This is a genomic window from Vallitaleaceae bacterium 9-2, assembly GCA_038396585.1.
GTDB lineage: Bacteria > Bacillota > Clostridia > Lachnospirales > Vallitaleaceae > UBA1351.
Genome location: CP121691.1, coordinates 3,711,398 through 3,728,968 on the forward strand (window position 1 = coordinate 3,711,398; position 17,571 = coordinate 3,728,968).

General features: G+C 39.0%; 13 protein-coding genes. 3 read left to right on the forward strand and 10 right to left on the reverse strand.

Going from position 1 to position 17,571, the window contains the following annotated elements:
- Window positions 1-2 precede the first annotated feature (2 nt).
- Entirely contained in the window at window positions 3-1,562 is a 1,560-nt protein-coding gene (locus tag QBE53_16875) for a glycoside hydrolase family 28 protein (GenBank protein ID WZL81450.1), read from the reverse strand.
- A 259-nt stretch (window positions 1,563-1,821) separates the two neighbouring features.
- On the opposite strand from QBE53_16875, the gene QBE53_16880 reads away from it, so the two are divergent.
- Together QBE53_16880 and QBE53_16885 are read left to right on the forward strand one after the other, a co-directional pair.
- Window positions 1,822-4,050 (forward strand): AraC family transcriptional regulator, encoded by a 2,229-nt coding sequence (locus tag QBE53_16880; GenBank protein ID WZL81451.1) that lies wholly within the window; start codon window positions 1,822-1,824, stop codon window positions 4,048-4,050.
- 2 nt (window positions 4,051-4,052) lie between these two features.
- Window positions 4,053-5,450: a serine hydrolase gene (locus QBE53_16885; protein WZL81452.1), complete on the forward strand. Its 1,398-nt coding sequence runs from the start codon at window positions 4,053-4,055 to the stop codon at window positions 5,448-5,450.
- Between the two features lies 1 nt (window position 5,451).
- Here the strand turns inward: QBE53_16885 and QBE53_16890 are convergent, their stop codons facing one another.
- The 8 genes from QBE53_16890 to QBE53_16925 all read right to left on the reverse strand — a co-directional run bounded on the left by QBE53_16890 (window position 5,452) and on the right by QBE53_16925 (window position 15,675).
- Complete coding sequence (locus tag QBE53_16890) at window positions 5,452-7,227, reverse strand: ABC transporter ATP-binding protein (protein WZL81453.1); 1,776 nt, start codon at window positions 7,225-7,227, stop codon at window positions 5,452-5,454.
- Window positions 7,228-7,260: 33 nt separating this feature from the next.
- Window positions 7,261-9,192, reverse strand: coding sequence for a family 43 glycosylhydrolase (locus QBE53_16895; GenBank protein ID WZL81454.1), 1,932 nt, complete (start codon window positions 9,190-9,192; stop codon window positions 7,261-7,263).
- A complete protein-coding gene (locus QBE53_16900) occupies window positions 9,185-10,678 on the reverse strand; it encodes a glycoside hydrolase 43 family protein (protein ID WZL81455.1) in 1,494 nt (497 codons plus the stop codon). The genes QBE53_16895 and QBE53_16900 overlap by 8 nt, the downstream gene beginning before the upstream one ends.
- Window positions 10,656-11,327, reverse strand: a complete 672-nt coding sequence (locus tag QBE53_16905; GenBank protein ID WZL81456.1) for a rhamnogalacturonan acetylesterase — start codon at window positions 11,325-11,327, stop codon at window positions 10,656-10,658. Before QBE53_16905 ends, QBE53_16900 begins: the two co-directional genes overlap by 23 nt.
- On the reverse strand, window positions 11,327-12,166 hold the full coding sequence (locus QBE53_16910) for a carbohydrate ABC transporter permease (protein WZL81457.1): 840 nt from the start codon (window positions 12,164-12,166) through the stop codon (window positions 11,327-11,329). The genes QBE53_16905 and QBE53_16910 overlap by 1 nt, the downstream gene beginning before the upstream one ends.
- 11 nt (window positions 12,167-12,177) lie before the next feature.
- Window positions 12,178-13,143: an ABC transporter permease subunit gene (locus tag QBE53_16915; GenBank protein ID WZL81458.1), complete on the reverse strand. Its 966-nt coding sequence runs from the start codon at window positions 13,141-13,143 to the stop codon at window positions 12,178-12,180.
- 91 nt (window positions 13,144-13,234) lie between these two features.
- Window positions 13,235-14,827: an extracellular solute-binding protein gene (locus QBE53_16920; protein ID WZL81459.1), complete on the reverse strand. Its 1,593-nt coding sequence runs from the start codon at window positions 14,825-14,827 to the stop codon at window positions 13,235-13,237.
- 410 nt (window positions 14,828-15,237) lie between these two features.
- On the reverse strand, window positions 15,238-15,675 hold the full coding sequence (locus QBE53_16925; protein ID WZL81460.1) for a cupin domain-containing protein: 438 nt from the start codon (window positions 15,673-15,675) through the stop codon (window positions 15,238-15,240).
- Between the two features lie 84 nt (window positions 15,676-15,759).
- Between QBE53_16925 and QBE53_16930 the strand changes: the two genes are divergently transcribed.
- Window positions 15,760-16,677, forward strand: coding sequence for a LysR family transcriptional regulator (locus QBE53_16930; GenBank protein ID WZL83336.1), 918 nt, complete (start codon window positions 15,760-15,762; stop codon window positions 16,675-16,677).
- Here the strand turns inward: QBE53_16930 and QBE53_16935 are convergent.
- Window positions 16,632-17,495, reverse strand: coding sequence for an aldo/keto reductase (locus tag QBE53_16935; protein ID WZL81461.1), 864 nt, complete (start codon window positions 17,493-17,495; stop codon window positions 16,632-16,634). The genes QBE53_16930 and QBE53_16935 overlap by 46 nt on opposite strands.
- Window positions 17,496-17,571: the final 76 nt, after the last annotated feature.

Below are 17,571 nucleotides of genomic sequence, written 5' to 3' on the forward strand. Positions count from 1 at the left end.
CTTTAGTGTCTAAGTGTATCTACCTGTTCCATTGTATATTTTTCTCCAATAATACCTTGCATATCCACCTGTTCAAGAATAAGCTCTGACACATATTGAGCAACAATCCCTTGTTTGGTTACAGGCTCAATAAAGCTCATCATTGCCGGAACCTCCTTTGTCGCCTCTTCGCTAAAGCCAACAAAGACATTTTTCATATGTATCTTTTCAATCGGTTGTTCAGGAAGTCCTGCAAAAAAACCTGCCGCCACATGGCTGTTGTTACAATGAATATTTTCAAATAAGAACTGTCCTAGATAAGGCGTCTCTTGTGTCACCGGTAATTTTTCCTTTGACCAGACATATTCTGTCTTGCCGTCCGGATCACAAAAATAGAACATATTCATCACAAATGGTGTCAATACTTGCTCCATTTGAATGTTTCGAAATATAATATTGTCGATACGTCCCTGCTCACCACGGCCACGACGCGTCTTTATGCGTAGCCCCCGATCGGTTTTTTCAAAGATGCATCGCTCCACACAAACATCCCAAACGCCTCCCGACATTTCTGAGCCAATCACGACTGCACCGTGTCCATGTTGCATATGGCAATTGCGAATCGTGATATCCTTAGATGGTGTCTTTCTTTTTTTTCCCATATATAACTTGCCGGCTTTAAGCGCAATACAATCATCTCCAACCGAAAAATGTACTCCAATAATCTCAACATGATCACATGATTCTGGATCCAGACCATCCGTATTGGGTGAATCTTTTGGATTTTCAATGTGCATATCGACAAACTCAAGATGAGAACTAAAGTAAGGATGTACTGTCCATGAAGGTGAATTTTTTACTGTGATTCCATGTACCATAATGTGATTACACTGATTTAAAAACAGTGTTCGCGGCCGCCATGCACCACGTCGGCGCTTTGGTTCTTGCCACCAATCGCTTTCACATCCATTTCCGTTAAGTGTTCCTCTTCCGATAATCGCTACATTCTCCACATTGATACCTGTAATCAAGCTGGCGAAGCTGTCAAGCGGATTTCCTTCCCATGTTCCGAGATAGTACTCATCTTTTTCATCACTGGTCATCGTATATCCCGGTAAAATCGGATATAACAAGCGATCCGTATGCCCTAATAATACCGCATGTTCATCAAGCTCAAGCGTTATATCACTTTTTAGAAAAATCGGTGTACAGACGTAGTTCCCCTTAGGAATATAGACAGTCCCATGTTGAGGGCAGGCAGCAATCGCAGCTTGAATATATATAGAATCAAGCTGCTTACCATCCCCTTTAGCGCCAAAACTTTGTACATTTAATCGAACACTTTCCGCTTTGGTTGTCACTGAAAATTCAAGTACTTCCTGTGTTTTGGTTTGCTTTATGCAGATGTCATAAGAGGTACTTGGACATAAATCAAACAGACTGATGACATTTTTATTTGTTTGCCTAATCACTAATGTGTTGTTTACATAGACTTCATAATCAAATGGTGCATAAACACATGAAGTATTTTCAAGTTCAATACTTATGCTACGACATGTTGCTTTGGTTTCTTTAAGTATCATATTAACCCTTTCTTTACGTACATCTCAATTTGTTACTCATACTTTCTCTGAAAAATAGTTTTTTATTCATTGTAACAAGTTTTCGTATGTATCTTCTATTCTTTTCTTGCTCTCCACCTCTATATATCTGTCAAATATTGCTCTATCATCATCTTTTTGCGTTGTAGACAACACCCTTGCCAAACCCGCTCCATTACTGTATAATCATGCTATATCGGCATACAATTCGATAAAATCCAAGGAAAGAACGGTCGTATCTATGAAGTCAAAAAATGCAAAGTTTTTACGTAAGCTTGTTTTTTTATATAGCACAATTATTTTGACAATTTTAATCACCGGTGTTTATCTATATAACTTGAGCATCGAAAATGTCAGCAAGGAAATCAAAGCCCAAAACCATTTTATGCTTGAAAAAACTATCCACGATATGGATTCTTCATTACGTCGAATGGAAATACTCGCCGGGCAAATGGTTGAAAATTCTAATATCGTATATTTAGCTAATCAAGGGAATAATCAGGCCCAAGATTTCTATTTGCGTGCCTATCATGCAATGGATGATTTGTCTGTCTATGGGCTAACCCAAGCCACTCTCCCAATTAATGATGCCTACATTTATTTAAGGGATCCTAATTTTTTCTTATCATCAAGCATTTTTCAAGAAAGCTATTTTTTCTATGTGCAAAAATATACACCGACCTACTATAACGATTTTATGCAGCTCGTCAATGACGGAGCCCTTAATTATCAGTTTATCGCGTTGGACGACTACAAACGTAGCGGAGCATCCGTATATTTGTATATGATGCCTCTAGAAAACTATACTCTAAAAAACATTCCTGCTTCTTTGTGCTTTGAAATTGACCACAACAAGTTATCCAACATATTCTCAGAGCTTCATACCTATGACGATGGTTTTGTCTTTGTAACTGACAGCAATAATCGTCCTATTTTTACGTTAAGTCAACATGATGACAACGCAGTCTCTAAGGCGCTTGAAGCTGATTTACTTAAACTTCATGACGCACAGGGCATCTCAGAAGCGACCATCAACGAACACCAGATGTTAATTACCAACAGTCGTTCTACCTACAATGACTGGAATTATTTTTTAGTCCAACCCAAAGACGACGCTCTATACTCTCTTAATCAATATCGCAATATTTTCTTTAGTATTTTAGGTCTTTCATTGCTCATTAGTGTGTTCCTTTTTCTTTTCTTATCCAGAACAAGTATGAAACGGTTTACACAGTTAGGGACAGAATTAGAAAATACGTTAACACATCAAGAACACTTACAAGAACTTGTTGAAAATCAAAAACCACTGATCATGGATACCTATCTGCACAAAATCATTGAAGGTAACATCTCACGTGCTGAAGAGCTTGCCTATGCTCAGGAATATTTGGACATCCCTAGCAACAACCAAAAATTTGCCATTTTGCACTTAGTCATCTACCTAAGTCAGTATGAACTGCAAGTCGATAATTCCATGGTAACCGGTCCCGATACACTCCATCACAAGGAAATCATCGAAGATGCCCTGTTAGACTACTTTGACGAGCCCCCATACATACTAAGTATCAACGAACGAGAGTACACGCTTTTATTAAGCTGTCCTTTAACGACATCTAAAGAAGAGTCCACAAGCTATATCAAACAGCAGTTTCTTGCCTTGCACGATGACCTTATCAAAAATTATTCCATTTGGACCTTTGCAGGCCTTGGGGACTGGAATGAAGGGCTGATGCCGACTTGGAAATCCTTCCAACAAGCCAAGCAAGCCATTAGCTACACAACCAAGAAAAGCCCTATGAAAATATATCAATCAATTACTGAAAAGTCTCCCGGATTTTATTATCCTATAGAATTAACACGCCAACTCACCAATTTTGTCACGACAGGAAATACCAGTCAAATTCTAGAAATTTTTGAAGTGATTCGTCATGAAAATATGGAAGTTCGTTCACTCCCGATACATATGATTCAATATCTTCTTACCGATATTCGTAACACTTTATTCAAAATCCGCTTTGATATCAAAGGGAATGAAGAACATGCCGACGCTTTACAAGCTATTGATTCCTTGTTCGACCAGCATATGTCGTTAAAACTTTGTGAAGACATTGCACTTCACCTTGGAACACTTTTTGAAAAGAAAACAAGCAACAACGATCTCATCAAAACCATTCAAGAATATATTGATGCAAACTTTGAAGACCCATCCCTTTGCTTAAGTAAAATCGCTGACGAATTTCCTATTTCCGAGAGTTACTTTTCTTATCTGTTCAAAGAAGAAATGGGCATCAATTTTTCAAACTACCTAGAACGAAAACGTATGGAACGCGCCACCTTGTTATTAAAAGACACCTCGTTAACCATTCAAGAAATCTATCAGCAAGTTGGCTACAACAGCCCCCATACCTTCCGACGTGTATTTAAAAAGATCTATGGTATGTCACCAAATCAAGCTCGAAAGGAACTTTAGTCATGACATTTTGCTCTCAATCCCCTGAATCTGTTGGCATCGCATCCAAGGATGTTTTAACGCTCTTAACAACACTGGAAGATGCCAAGATTCCCATGCATAGTTTATTGATTTATCGCCACGGTGCCCTCGTCACTGAAGGTTACTATGCACCCTATAAAAAAGAAACGCTCCATCGCCTGTTTTCTGTAACAAAATCCTTAGTTTGTGTTGCTATTGGTGAACTCATATCCCGTGGACACCTTTGCCTTTCTGACCCTATCTGTGATTATTTTTCAGATTATGTAACCAAAGATACGCATCCCTATATTAAATCGATGACAATTGAGCACCTTCTCAAAATGGAAACATGTCACCGTGCAACTACTTATAAGCATGATGCAAGTCTCAATTGGGTCCAGAGCTTCTTTACAACACCACCTAGCCATCGCCCCGGCAGTCATTTTAATTATGACACGTCCTCAAGCCATACATTAGGGGCCCTTGTTAAGCGTATCAGCGGTAAAAATGTTCTCGATTATCTTCGAGAGACTTTTTTGCATGGCACCGATTTTAGTCCTGACGCTTATATTCTAAACGATCCTTTTGGCGAGGCTATGGGCGGCTCCGGATTAATGGCCCGTCCTATAGACCTTTTGATTTTTGCACAAAAAGTTATGATGGAACGTACAGATAATCCCTACCTGCGTGATGCAACATCCAATCTTACCTCAACGCTCTACCAGACGAACTCTATTGAAGAGCAACAAGGATATGGCTATCAGTTTTGGCAACTTCGCCATGAAGGATACGCCTGCTTTGGAATGGGTGGTCAATATGCTTTATGCTATCCTAAACATGATCTTATTGTTGTAACTACAGCGGATACCCAAGGGCTTAAAGAAGGCAATGCCACTATTATCAAGGCTGTTTATGACCATATTGTACGTCCATTAAGTCAGGCACCGCTCCCAAAAAACCTCTCGACTTATCAACAATTGTGTCAGCGATTAAACCACTTATCCATAGATCACCCTGTTGAAAACTGTACTCAAGCATTCCACAACCGCTACGCACTCGCCACGAATACCTCTGGTTTTCACCATGTCACACTTGATATTGATCCAGTCAAAAACCAAGGTATATTAAGCTTTGAACAAGATCAAGAGGTTTTTGATATTCCTTTTGGATTTGACCATGGCATCGTATCGACTATAGCAAGATATCATCAGCGGGTATTTTCCTATGGACACAACTTATGCACAAATCAATTACATATCAAAACACATCTTATTGATGCGTGTATAGGTTCCATCGATTTCCATCTGACTTTTCATAAAGACAAACGCCTCTCCATCTTTATAAAAAAGATTGAAGAGACGCTCTTTCATGAATTCAACGGCTATTTTGAGAGCATATAGTTTAACTTTGCATGCTTTTCATATGATAAAAAGCGCCTTTTTTTGCCATCAATTCCTCGTAAGAACCTATCTCTACAATATGTCCATGATCCAAAACACAAATCTTATCTGCTCCGCGAATTGTTGACAGCCGATGGGCGACCATAAATGTGGTTCGCCCTTTTATTAATTGGTCCATCGCTTCCACAATCAAGGATTCGGATACACTGTCAAGTGCCGACGTCGCTTCATCAAACAAGATAACCTGTGGATTACGAATCAGCGCTCTTGCAATGGCAATACGTTGGCGCTGTCCACCAGACAGCTTATTACCATGCTCTCCGACTTTGGTATCCAATCCTTCCGGCAATTCACGAACCAGGCTTTCTAGATTTGCTGCACGAATTGCCCACTGAACCTTTTCATCACTTACAGATTGCATCCCATAGGTGATATTGTCGCGAATACTTCCAGAAAATAGAATCGTCTGCTGAGGCACGACGGCAATATGTTTTCTGTAGGTTCTTAAATTAATGGCATCAATGGGTGTCCCGTCAACCATAAGTTGTCCCTGTGTTGGGAGTTCAAAACCGATTAACAAGTTTAGGATGGTCGATTTTCCTGCCCCTGATTCTCCTACAAAAGCGACTGTCTCCCCAGCTTTGATATCTAAGTTAATCCCGTGAAGCACATGCTCTTGTGATGCTTGGTACTTAAAGTGGACATCATTAAATGTAAAGTCTCCGTTGACCCCTTCTACAATCAGTTTACCTGAATTATCTTCCGTGTCATCATCATTAAGTACTTCTTCAATACTGCTGATTGACTCTAAGCCTTTTGCCATCGTTGGCAACAACATAATCAATGAGGATACTTGTGCTACAATGGTCGTAAAATAGCTTTGATACAGAACGATATCTCCTCCGGGTATCCGCCCTTTTAACACCATGAATCCGGTAAAAATCAACGCACCGATTTGAAAAATCTGAAAAATCGCCCAACTAACCGATCCAAAATTCGCTTGAATGATATCGAGTCGATAGCCTTCTTCGGAGACTTTTTCAACGATTTCTTTCATACGGCGCATCTCAAGCTTTTCCAATCCATGTGCCTTGGTCACAGGAATCATGGCTTGCATGTCCATCACTCTAGCTGATGTTGTCTCTACCTCTTTTCTAAAGAGGTGATTTTGTTGACGTATCCTTTTTCTAAAAAAGACGATGGTTAAAGATGCAACCGGTATCGTTAATAAAAAGAACAAAAAAACAACACGATTTTTTAGAGCAGTAATCACAAGTGCAATAGAAATATTAATCGTAATATTTAAAAGTGTGACAAAAATTTGCGATGACAGCATTTGCACCGCCTCAACATCACGTATAACCTTGGATTGAATTCTTCCCGATTGAACATTCTTATGAAACCGTATGGATAATTGTTGTAATTTGTTAATAAGCGCACTTCGAAGTCCACCTTCTACTGTCCGAACTGCGGTAGAACTAAAATGAATATGTAAATAATTCATCGGAATATTTAGGAGAACCAAAACCGAAATCACCAATGCATTTAGAAAAATTGTCTGTTCCGGCTTTTCGGATGTATACATGACTGCATTGACAATATTAGCAATGACAATGGGCATTACCCATGCCGGGCTATGTTTAATCATATAAAACAGTCCCGAAAGTGCAAATCGATAATAATTCCCTTTAAACATACCAACAAGTATACGACTCGGCTTATGCCGATGTTGTCTAAAACTTTCTAGAATAATATCTTCCGTACGTTTTTTGCGCATTTTATTTTCCTTACCCCTTATTTTCTGTCACTGTCATAAATAGGTTTGAGTATCAAGACCATAGTGGAATTTTTCAAAAGGAACTAAAAGCTCTGTCTTTCCTCCATAAGCATATACTCCCACCATCGCTCCTGTGAAGCGTTTTCCTTGCTTAATACCTTCATCACTTAAATAATAGACGTTGTCAAGTCCTGTTAATAATTGAAGTTTTCCATCATCCAATTGATAATAAAAGAAACGTTTTAATCCTTTTGTGACCACTTTAAGCTTTATGCGTTTTACCGTATCTGCTACATTTACCTGTTCTAATGCAACGGTCTGCTGATGCCCCACATGTTCAACTACCGATAGCTGATTTCCCATAATACGGTCATGAAACAAACCAAATTTGAGCCATGTGTTTTCATCATAATAGCATATTAGTCCGGCATTCTGCTTTTGCCGTAACTTGGTATTTTCCATAACAACGGATGCACAAAAGTCAAATTCTGTCTGACGGCGCAATAGGATATTTTTAGCTTCTTTCATATGAAGCTCATCCTGGCTTCCCTTAAGAACGATTTGTCGACCATTGATGAACACTCCATCCACCTCAGGCGGTCTTGGGAAAACCCAGTCTTTGCTTAGTTTATGGTCATCATCAATAAAATCGGTATTGACTGTTTCTATCCTTTGTTGCGTTATTGCCCCGCGAATAGATGGCTTAATTTGCAATGTGCTCGGTCCCTGAAGCTGATTTACAATTGGCCATCCATCAGGTGTCCAAGAGATAGGATCAAGGGCAGTTTCACGGCCTAACATTGTATATCCTTCTAAAGAACGGCCACATAAATACACCATGTACCATTCTCCTGCTTGTGTTTGAACCGGTTTACCATGACCACAGCGTTGAATCGGCGCATCTTCCAGCCACTGACGCATAATTGGATTATAAGGACATGGTATAAAGTTGTCATCCAAGCTTTTGGCACGAGACACGGTAATTCTATGTCCGGGTCCTGTCCCGCCTTCGGCAAGGAACAAATAATAATATCCATCACGCTTAATTAAATGTGGTCCTTCCGGCGCACGTTTTTGATCTCCATAATAGAGTAATCTAGCCTCAGATATTTTCTTCGTTGCATCTGCACTCAATTCAAAAATACGCGCTCCCCGATTTAAAAGCATATATCGACGCCCATCATCATCATTAAAAATCGATGGATCAATACCATCTTCGTCAATAAAGACAGGCTTATCATACGGTCCTTGAGGTTGGGCAGATGACGTCACCATCTGCTTTCGATAAACCGTTCCAGTATCATTTAATCGATAGGTTGCTGTAATATAAAATCGTCCCTTATAATAAGATATATCCGGCGCCCAATAACCACGCCCACCTTCTAAATCATCTAATTCAGCCCACTGTGGATTTGTAATCGCATATCCGATGACATTCCAATGAACCAAATCTTTTGAGTGGGATATAGGGATACAGGGAAAGTAAATAAAACTTGAATTTACCATATAATAATCATCGTCGACACGAACAATTGAAGGATCCGGATACATTCCACGACGTATAGGATTGCGATACATCTGATCAATAGATGCACCGCAAATCTTCTCATAATAAGCTTCTATCTCCGTCAGTCCCTTTGCTCTAGCAATATCAAAAGGCGTTATCAACTCTTGATCTCCTTCAACCGGAGACATACCTACCTTCTCAACAAGATAGCGAACCACCTCAAGATTGCCTGACATGGTTCCATAGTGAAGAATCGAACGGTATTTGGCATCTTTTGTATTCATGCTTGCGCGGGAATATTCTACGATATACTTCACCATCTCCAGATTCCCCGTCTTTGCCGCAACAAATGGCAATGGAATATTGTCTGTTGTATATTTTTCGATGAGTTCCGGTGCTTGTTCAAGAATAGACTTTAGTTTGTCTATTTCTTCATTGATAATAACTTGTTCAATCATTTGGCACCACCTCTATACTGTCAAACTTGGCATTTCCCTGTTTTCCTATTGCATAAAGCCCGATTTTTGATCCTACCCATGTATCATCCGATGGTGTAAAGAGGGTTTTACATGCTATGCTTCTTTCTCCATCTTGTGCATATCCCATCCTTATCTGATGCTCACCATCCACTTGTTTTAGACAAATCGACAGATGAATTTTTGTTGTATCTAAGTTCAGCTGTATTGTTTCTACTATCTTTTCTTGGCGTGTATTTCCATTCCCTGAAGAAATCCCATGGACTACATGCACTCCTTCTTCACTTTTTTTCACTGCAAGATAGGTATACTGACCGCCAAGAATCACACATCCTGCTTGTGACCCTATCTCAAGGTCTTTATAGTCCATCACAATGGTTGCCTCAAAGCTGTCATACATAAACTTCTGTGTCAACACATTAGGTGTCTCCCATAGGTTGGGTCCATTAAAACAATGCAGGTGCAGTTCTGAATTTAGTGTATCTAAGGTGTAAAACTCCGGTCGGTGGTTACCAAACCATTGCCACTGTAACCCTAAAGACTTACCGCTAAAATCATCGGATGTCCCTATCTTTTGCTGTGAAGACGAGGGCCCAAATGGCATAGGATAAGATAGCACCGGTTCTCCATGATTACCCATCACCGGCCAATAGTCCTCCCATCGCATCGGTTGTAAGTGAACAACTCTCCCATAAATTCCTCGGTCTTGAAAATGAATGAACCAATGACTACCATTTGGCGCTTCAACCCATCCTCCTTGATGAGGACCGTTAACCGGTGTTGAACCTTGTTCCAAGACGATTTTTTCTTCATAGGGCCCCATAATATCTCGACTTCTAAGAACCGTTTGCCACCCTTGCGTTACGCCTCCGGCTGGTGCAAATATATAGTAATACCCATCACGTTTGTAGACTTTTGGACCTTCAATCGTTATCTGGGTTTTAGTTCCATCAAATAAAAAGGTATCATCACTTAATACTTTTGTTGCATCAAGAGACATCTCAAAAATTCCTAGATAGCTTTTAAATCCAATACGACTCTTGGCATATCCATGAATGACATATGCCCGGTCTCCATCCCAAAACGGACATGGGTCAATATATCCCTTCCCTTCAAGTAACAGGTATGGCTCACTCCACTGATCTAGAGGGTCTTGGGTTTTGACCATAAAGATACCTTCATCCGGCATGCCATAAAAAATCCAAAAAAATCCATCATAATACCGTATCGCCGGTGCCCATACACCTTTAGCATGGGCCGGTTTGGCATACATTGGATAGTCAATGTTTTGTATGGCATAGTTTTTAAGTTCCCAGTGTACCAAATCCTTGGATACCAGTATAGGTAATCCAGGTGTATAGTTAAAGCTTGATGCTGTCATATAATACGTATCGCCTACTCGAATCACATCCGGGTCCGAATAATCCGCATTAATTATTGGGTTTTTATATTCGTTTTTTATCATCATATGCCTCATTAAGTAATTCCTTGTATGGTCCGCCTAATTGATAGAGCCCGCGTGCAATCATCTCTGCAAAGACAACGGCTCCAGGATATCGCAAATGTGTGTTATCCACTTCTACAAAATATTCTTTTGACTTTTCATCTCCAGCTGATTCAATAAATTCTCGACTCATCGCATATAAGTCGATAATAGGAACGCCCATCTTGGTCGCCACCTCTTGCATGGCATCCGGATAGTCTCCATGGATGTCTTGTTCAAGTGTGGTTGCATCTTGAAACCATCTACGACATAAAGGTGTAATAAGCACCGGGTATGCCTTCCGATTTTTTGCCACATGAATAAACTTCTCCAAATTGATTTGATAGTCCTCGTAGGCATTTGTAAACCTTAATTCATCTTCTTTTTTTGCATCATTATGTCCAAACTGTATGAACAAAAAGTCGCCTGCTCTTAGTTCATTATAAATAACTGCAAGTCGTGACTCATCGATAAAACTTTTTGTACTGCGTCCGTTTTCTGCATGGTTATGCACGCATACATGTTTCCCTAAAAACAAAGGCATTGCTTGACCAATGCCTGTTTGAGGGTATGTACTAAAGTCATTTGTTTTGACCGTTGAATCTCCAGCCCAAAATATATGCTGTGTATGCATTATTCTTTAACCGCTCCAAGGTTGATGCCTGTTACAAAATATTTTTGAGCAAACGGATAGATTATCATAAACGGAATGATAGCTACCATTGTCGCTGCATTTCGAACAGTATTTTCTGTCGCCGAGCCTGTGGCTGTAGGCAAATCACTACCTAAGATGATACTTCGTAGTTTCATCTGGAAGTTAAAAAGATCGGAATTGATAATGTAAATTTTATATGTTGTATAGTCGTTCCAATAAGCTACGGCAAACATAAGTCCAATAGCCGCAAGTGCCGCTTTAGAAAGTGGAAGCACGATTCTAAAGAAGGTTGCCATCGGCGAACATCCGTCAATCGCTGCCGCCTCAAATAAAGACTTTGGAATTCCTTCAAAGAAATTACGCATCAATACAAGGTTAAATACATTTAATGCTGGAAGCATAATAACAACCCACAATGTATTGGTAATTCCCAAGCTATTCATAACAAGATATGTAGGAATTAATCCACCATTAAATATCATAGTAAATAAAAGCATCCCGGATAAAAAGCTTCGTCCCGGCATATCCTTTTGAATTAACACATATGCCCCTAATGTGGATAGTGTTAAGCCGACAAATGTCCCAGCAATGGTTGATACCAGTGATACAATTAATGGACGATAAAGCGTCGGGTTAGTAAAGACGGAGATATATCCATCAAAACCAAATTGTTCCGGCCATAATTTCATACCATACGCTGTTTTTAGGTCTAATGAATCGACCATAACTTTCCATAGTGGAATCAACATTGCAATACATATTAAGGCAAAGAATATGTTAAGAATGTAATCAAATGTTGTCATTTTTCTTTTCTTCATCTTGTTCTCCTTTATACAATGCCGCGTCCACGGATTTTTTTACTTGCATAGTTACATACGATTACAAGAAGTCCACCAACAATGGATTTTACCATACCTACTGCCGTTGTATATCCATAGTTTGGCAAGGCCCCACTATTAAAGGTCTGTGTATAAATATATGTCTGCAATACATCGGCTTGTTTCATTACCGCATCATTTTGCATAACAAAAACAGACTCAAATAAGTTCATGATTTTTGCAAGGTTTAAGATTAACACAATGACAATCGTATTCATCAAAGCCGGGACTGTAATATACATGATTTTTTGTAACCGCGTTGCACCGTCAATAGATGCCGCCTCATATAGGTCCGGACTTATTCCTGCAAGGGTTGCCATAAAGATAATGGTTCCCCATCCGGTTTCCTTCCAGATATTGATAAAGTAATAGACCGGACGCCACCATTTACTACTCCCGAGAAAATATATCTCTTGTCCTTGTTCAATGATACCCAGATTTGTAAGCAATGCATTGACAAGACCTTGTTGTGATGGTGACATAATTAGTGCAAAAACAGATGCTGTTACTACCCAAGACATAAAGTGTGGTAAATAAACGATAGTTTGTGACAACTTTTTATATTTTAAGTTAATAATCTCATTAAGCAATAAAGACATAATAATTGACATGAATGTCGTTAAAAATAATTTAAAAATACTAATCTCTAAAGTATTTGTAAAGGCATTCCAGAATCCCTGCATTGAAAACATTTTTTCAAAGTTGGCAAGTCCAACAAAAACCGGCTCCTTGATTCCTTTGTAGTCATAAAATGCATATCGCAATCCGTAGATAGGCGCATAATAAAAAGTAAGGGCAAATAACAATACGGGAGAAAAGAGCAAATAATACCAGCGGTGCTCATAAATACGCTTTGACAATGGCTTTTTCCCGATTTTTGCCTCGTCAATTTTTGAAGCTTCAACTTTTGAACTCATTTAGTACCGTTCCTTCCTTAAAAAAAAGCGGAGTTAAACTCCGCTTTTAAATTTAACTTTTAAGTCATTCTTTAATTAATGTCTCGTATGCTTACTTTGCATTTAATGATTCAACAATCATTTGTGACCATTCCAAGCCACCTTCATCTTCAAAACGTTGCATTTCTTCTTCAATCGTACGTGTACCAAGTACTACATTGGCTACGATTTCACGCTTTAATTTTACAAGGTCACCATTGTATTGACTCATCACATCACTTGATGGTACAAGTTCAACCAATCGAGAGTTTTCAGCAAATGTTGCTGCTGATACCAATGTCGCCTCTGGAACTTTTTCAATTCCTGGGTCTGCAAACTCTGTGAAACTTGTAAGTGCTAGCATTGGATCAATATGATTTTTCGTATATAATGTACCTGGTTTTTCTAAACTTTCAAGCATATGGAACTCACCGTCTTCATATGTTTCACCAAGGACTTCTCCACCTTCAGTCGTCCAATATACACCTTCAGCACCGTATGTGAATAAACGTTGTCCTAAACCACCATCTAACATTGTTTCAATAAAGTATTCAAAAATCGCTTCTGGATTTTCTGCTTTTGAAGTAATGGCCCATGTTGGCGCTTGACGCTCAAGGTATGATCCCACTTCTTCAATAGGCTCCATAGCAATAAGTTCACCATCTAAACCGTTAGCTTCTAGGTTTGTCTTAAGGTTTGTTCCCCATGTTCCTGCCCAGTATGTAAAGATACCAAATTTGTCTTCATAGAATTTATTACGGCAGTCACTTGTTCCGTTTGTTAATGCTTCTTTATCAATATAACCTGCTTGGTACGCATCACGTAAACGCTCTAATGCACCGATGAAGTTGTCTTCAACAAAACCGTCAGCCCACTCGCCACTTTCTGTTAAGTAGAAGCTTGGGAACGCATCTTGATAAAATTCAGGCAAGTAGTTGATGAAAGGTACTTCTTCACCGATTAAGCCTGCACTAGATACTGCATATGTATCCCCATCAACACCGTTACCATCTGGGTCACCATGTGTAAAGGCATCTAATACTGCAAGGTACTCTTCATAGTTTGTTGGCACATCAAGCCCAACATTATCCAACCATGCTTTTTTAATATATGTAATACATCCGTTTCCACGTGTAGGAGATATACCATATAGGCTTCCGTTAATTTTTAATCCTTCGATTAATTCTTCATTTTTAACACGTGATTTTAAATCAGAGTTTTCATATGCCTGTGTCATATCCCAAAGAACACCTTCTTCAGCATATCCAGCATAATAAGCTGAATTAAGTAACATTACGTCTGGCCAGTCTCCACTTGCTAGTACTTGACCTAGGTTATCTGTATATGCATCATGGTCAGGTTGAATGATTTCTAAATCAACACCTGTCAACGCTTCCCATTCTGCTTCAAACGCTTCACGATTATTTGCTTTTGTTGTTAACGTACCATCAACCATAATTGTAATTTTTTCTGGTTTTTCGATTTCGCCAGCTCCACCATCACTTGAATCATTGTTGTCTGTCGAATCCGATGTTGTACTTCCTGTATCTGTTGACGCCCCCGCATCTGTTCCCCCATCTTTAGGTCCACATGCTGTTAACACTAAAGATAAAACAATAAGTAAAGCTAATATCTTTTTCATTGCACTGCTTTTGTTTGTTTTCACCAAACTAATCCTCCTTAGATATATTTTTTTGTCGAGTCATTGTCATAATGTACAACAACTCGATGACGAGATTGATAATATCATATGTTTTGAACAATTCACAAGAATCATATTTTTAGCATAGGTACACTTTTATAGACGCATTTTAAAAAGTGCCCATTTCCCTTCATTATATAGTGCCATTGTACTTCCTGTTTTTTTCATTTATAATGCGTATTTTGAGTAAATAATTTTAGTCTTGACTTAAGTTTATCACCGAAATACAAGAAAAGGTACTTTTTTTTAATCTCTCACTATCCCTTATAAATACAGCTTTCGTAATATATGTACCCTCAAAAAAATCGTCCGTTTTCTAAAAAAATCCTAAGCATCAGCTTAGGATTATCTATAATACATCTTCAATTGTAGTCTCATCTTAATTGCTCATATATATGTGCATCTACCGGTTCCAACCATTGGTTTTGTGTTTCTTTTCCCGGAACTTCAATAGCAATATGGCTAAACCAACTGTCTTTTTTTGCTCCATGCCAATGCTTGACTCCTGCCGGTATCTTAACAACATCTCCCGGTTTAAGACTTTGCGCTTTTTGCCCCTCTTGCTGATACCATCCTTCTCCGGCAATGCATAGAAGAATCTGTCCTCCTCCTTCTAACGCATGGTGAATGTGCCAATCATTAATGCACCCTGGTTCAAACGTCACATTAAACATCAACACGGCATCTTCTCCCGGCATAGTTAGCGGATTGATAAAAGATGCCCCTGTAAAATATTGTGCGAACATAGTATTTTCCATACCCTTTTCAAAGGTATTCATTTTTTTAAAGTGTTCTTCGTCATAGATTTTCATAAATTTTATCTCCTATTTCTTGATAAGCCTATATGTGAATGATAAACTATACATATATTTGGAAAGAAAGGTACACAGATTATGATGGATATACGTACGTTGCGTTATTTTTTAGCCGTTGCAAGGGAAAAAAGCATCTCAGGTGCCTCTGATTTTTTACATGTGACACAACCTACACTCTCTCGTCAAATCAAAGAACTTGAGCAAGAACTTGGAACTCAATTATTCATTCGCGGAAGCCGTCACATTACGTTGACCGAATCCGGAATTTTACTTCGGAAAAGGGCCGAAGAAATAATCAGTCTTTTTGACAAGGCTCATGGCGAGCTTACAAATTCAAGCGAGGTTATTAGTGGCGAGATTTATATCGGTAGCGGAGAGACTGACTCCATACGTTACATCGCCAAAGTCGCCAAGCAATTACACGATCAATACCCGATGATTCGTTATCAGCTTTATAGCGGCAACTCTGAAAGCGTCATCGAACGTTTAGATCATGGGCTGCTGGATTTTGGTATACTCTTTGGCTCTGTAGACACCGATAAATATGATTTTATTCGTATGCCCACCACCGATCAATGGGGACTGCTTATGCGAAGGGACAGTCCACTTGCGATCAAGCATAGCTTATCACCAAAGGATTTATGGGATATCCCCTTGCTCTTTTCTTCCACGCGCTCTTTTGTCACCGAACCGCTTCTAGGCTGGATCGGTAAAAATAAAGACGATCTCAATATTGTTGCTACATATAACCTCATCTATAATGCCGCTATTATGGTAGAAGAAGGCTTAGGCTATGCACTATGTCTTGACAAACTTGTCAACACCACTGGAACAAGCCATCTATGCTTTAAGCAATTTTCCCCTCCTATCGACTTGCCTCTATACATTGTATGGAAAAAATACCAAGTTTTTCCAACGGCATCTAAATTATTTCTTGACACCCTTATAAAAACCTATAGTTTTCCACCAAATACAGGCATTACACTTGCAGAGCCATAATCTTTAATTCGTTCCATTTCTTTAAGTATCTGCATGTCTGGCTCCGTAATCTCAAAATTTAAATCCATATTGTTTTGCATATGCTTTGGATTGGCCGTCTTAGGTAAGGGTAATAAGTCTAATTGAAGTGTATATTGAATACTTAACTGCGCAACGCTAACCCCATAACGCTTTGCCATTTGAATAATGGCTTCATTCTTCATTAACTCTCCATGCGCTACAGGCGAATATGCCTCAACCAAAATATCGTGTTGATGGCAAAATTCAATTAATTCAAATGGCGTGTTACTAATATGTGCTAAAATTTGATTCACCATCGGCTTAATCCTACAGTGGGCTAATAGACTATTCAAGTCTTCTTGAATAAAGTTTGACACGCCTATAGCTTTAAGCTTTCCGGCTTTATAAGCATCTTCTAAAGCTCTCCACGCTTCTTGATTCCCTTTAAAATATCGATCGTCACTACCATATTCCACCCATGGCTGCGGACTATGAATAATCATAAGGTCAATATACTCTAGCTCCATTTTTTTTAGAGAATCTTCTATCGCTTGGACAGCTTCATCATAAGTTTTAACTTCTGCCGCTAGCTTTGTTGTTACAAAAATTTCTTCTCGCGCTATCTTGGATTGCTTTATTGCTTGCCCAACACCCTCTTCATTAAGATAGGCTTGTGCTGTATCAATATGTCTATACCCCATAGCGATAGCTTCTTTAACCGCTTGAACTACATCTTCATTGGATATCATCCATGTACCTAGTCCAACTTTAGGTATGCTCACACCATTGATTAACGTATATGTTTCATTGACTATCATAACATCGACTCCTCTATACACTACTTAAATACAATACTTGATTTCATTACCTTATTATCATATCCTTCCCTCTTTT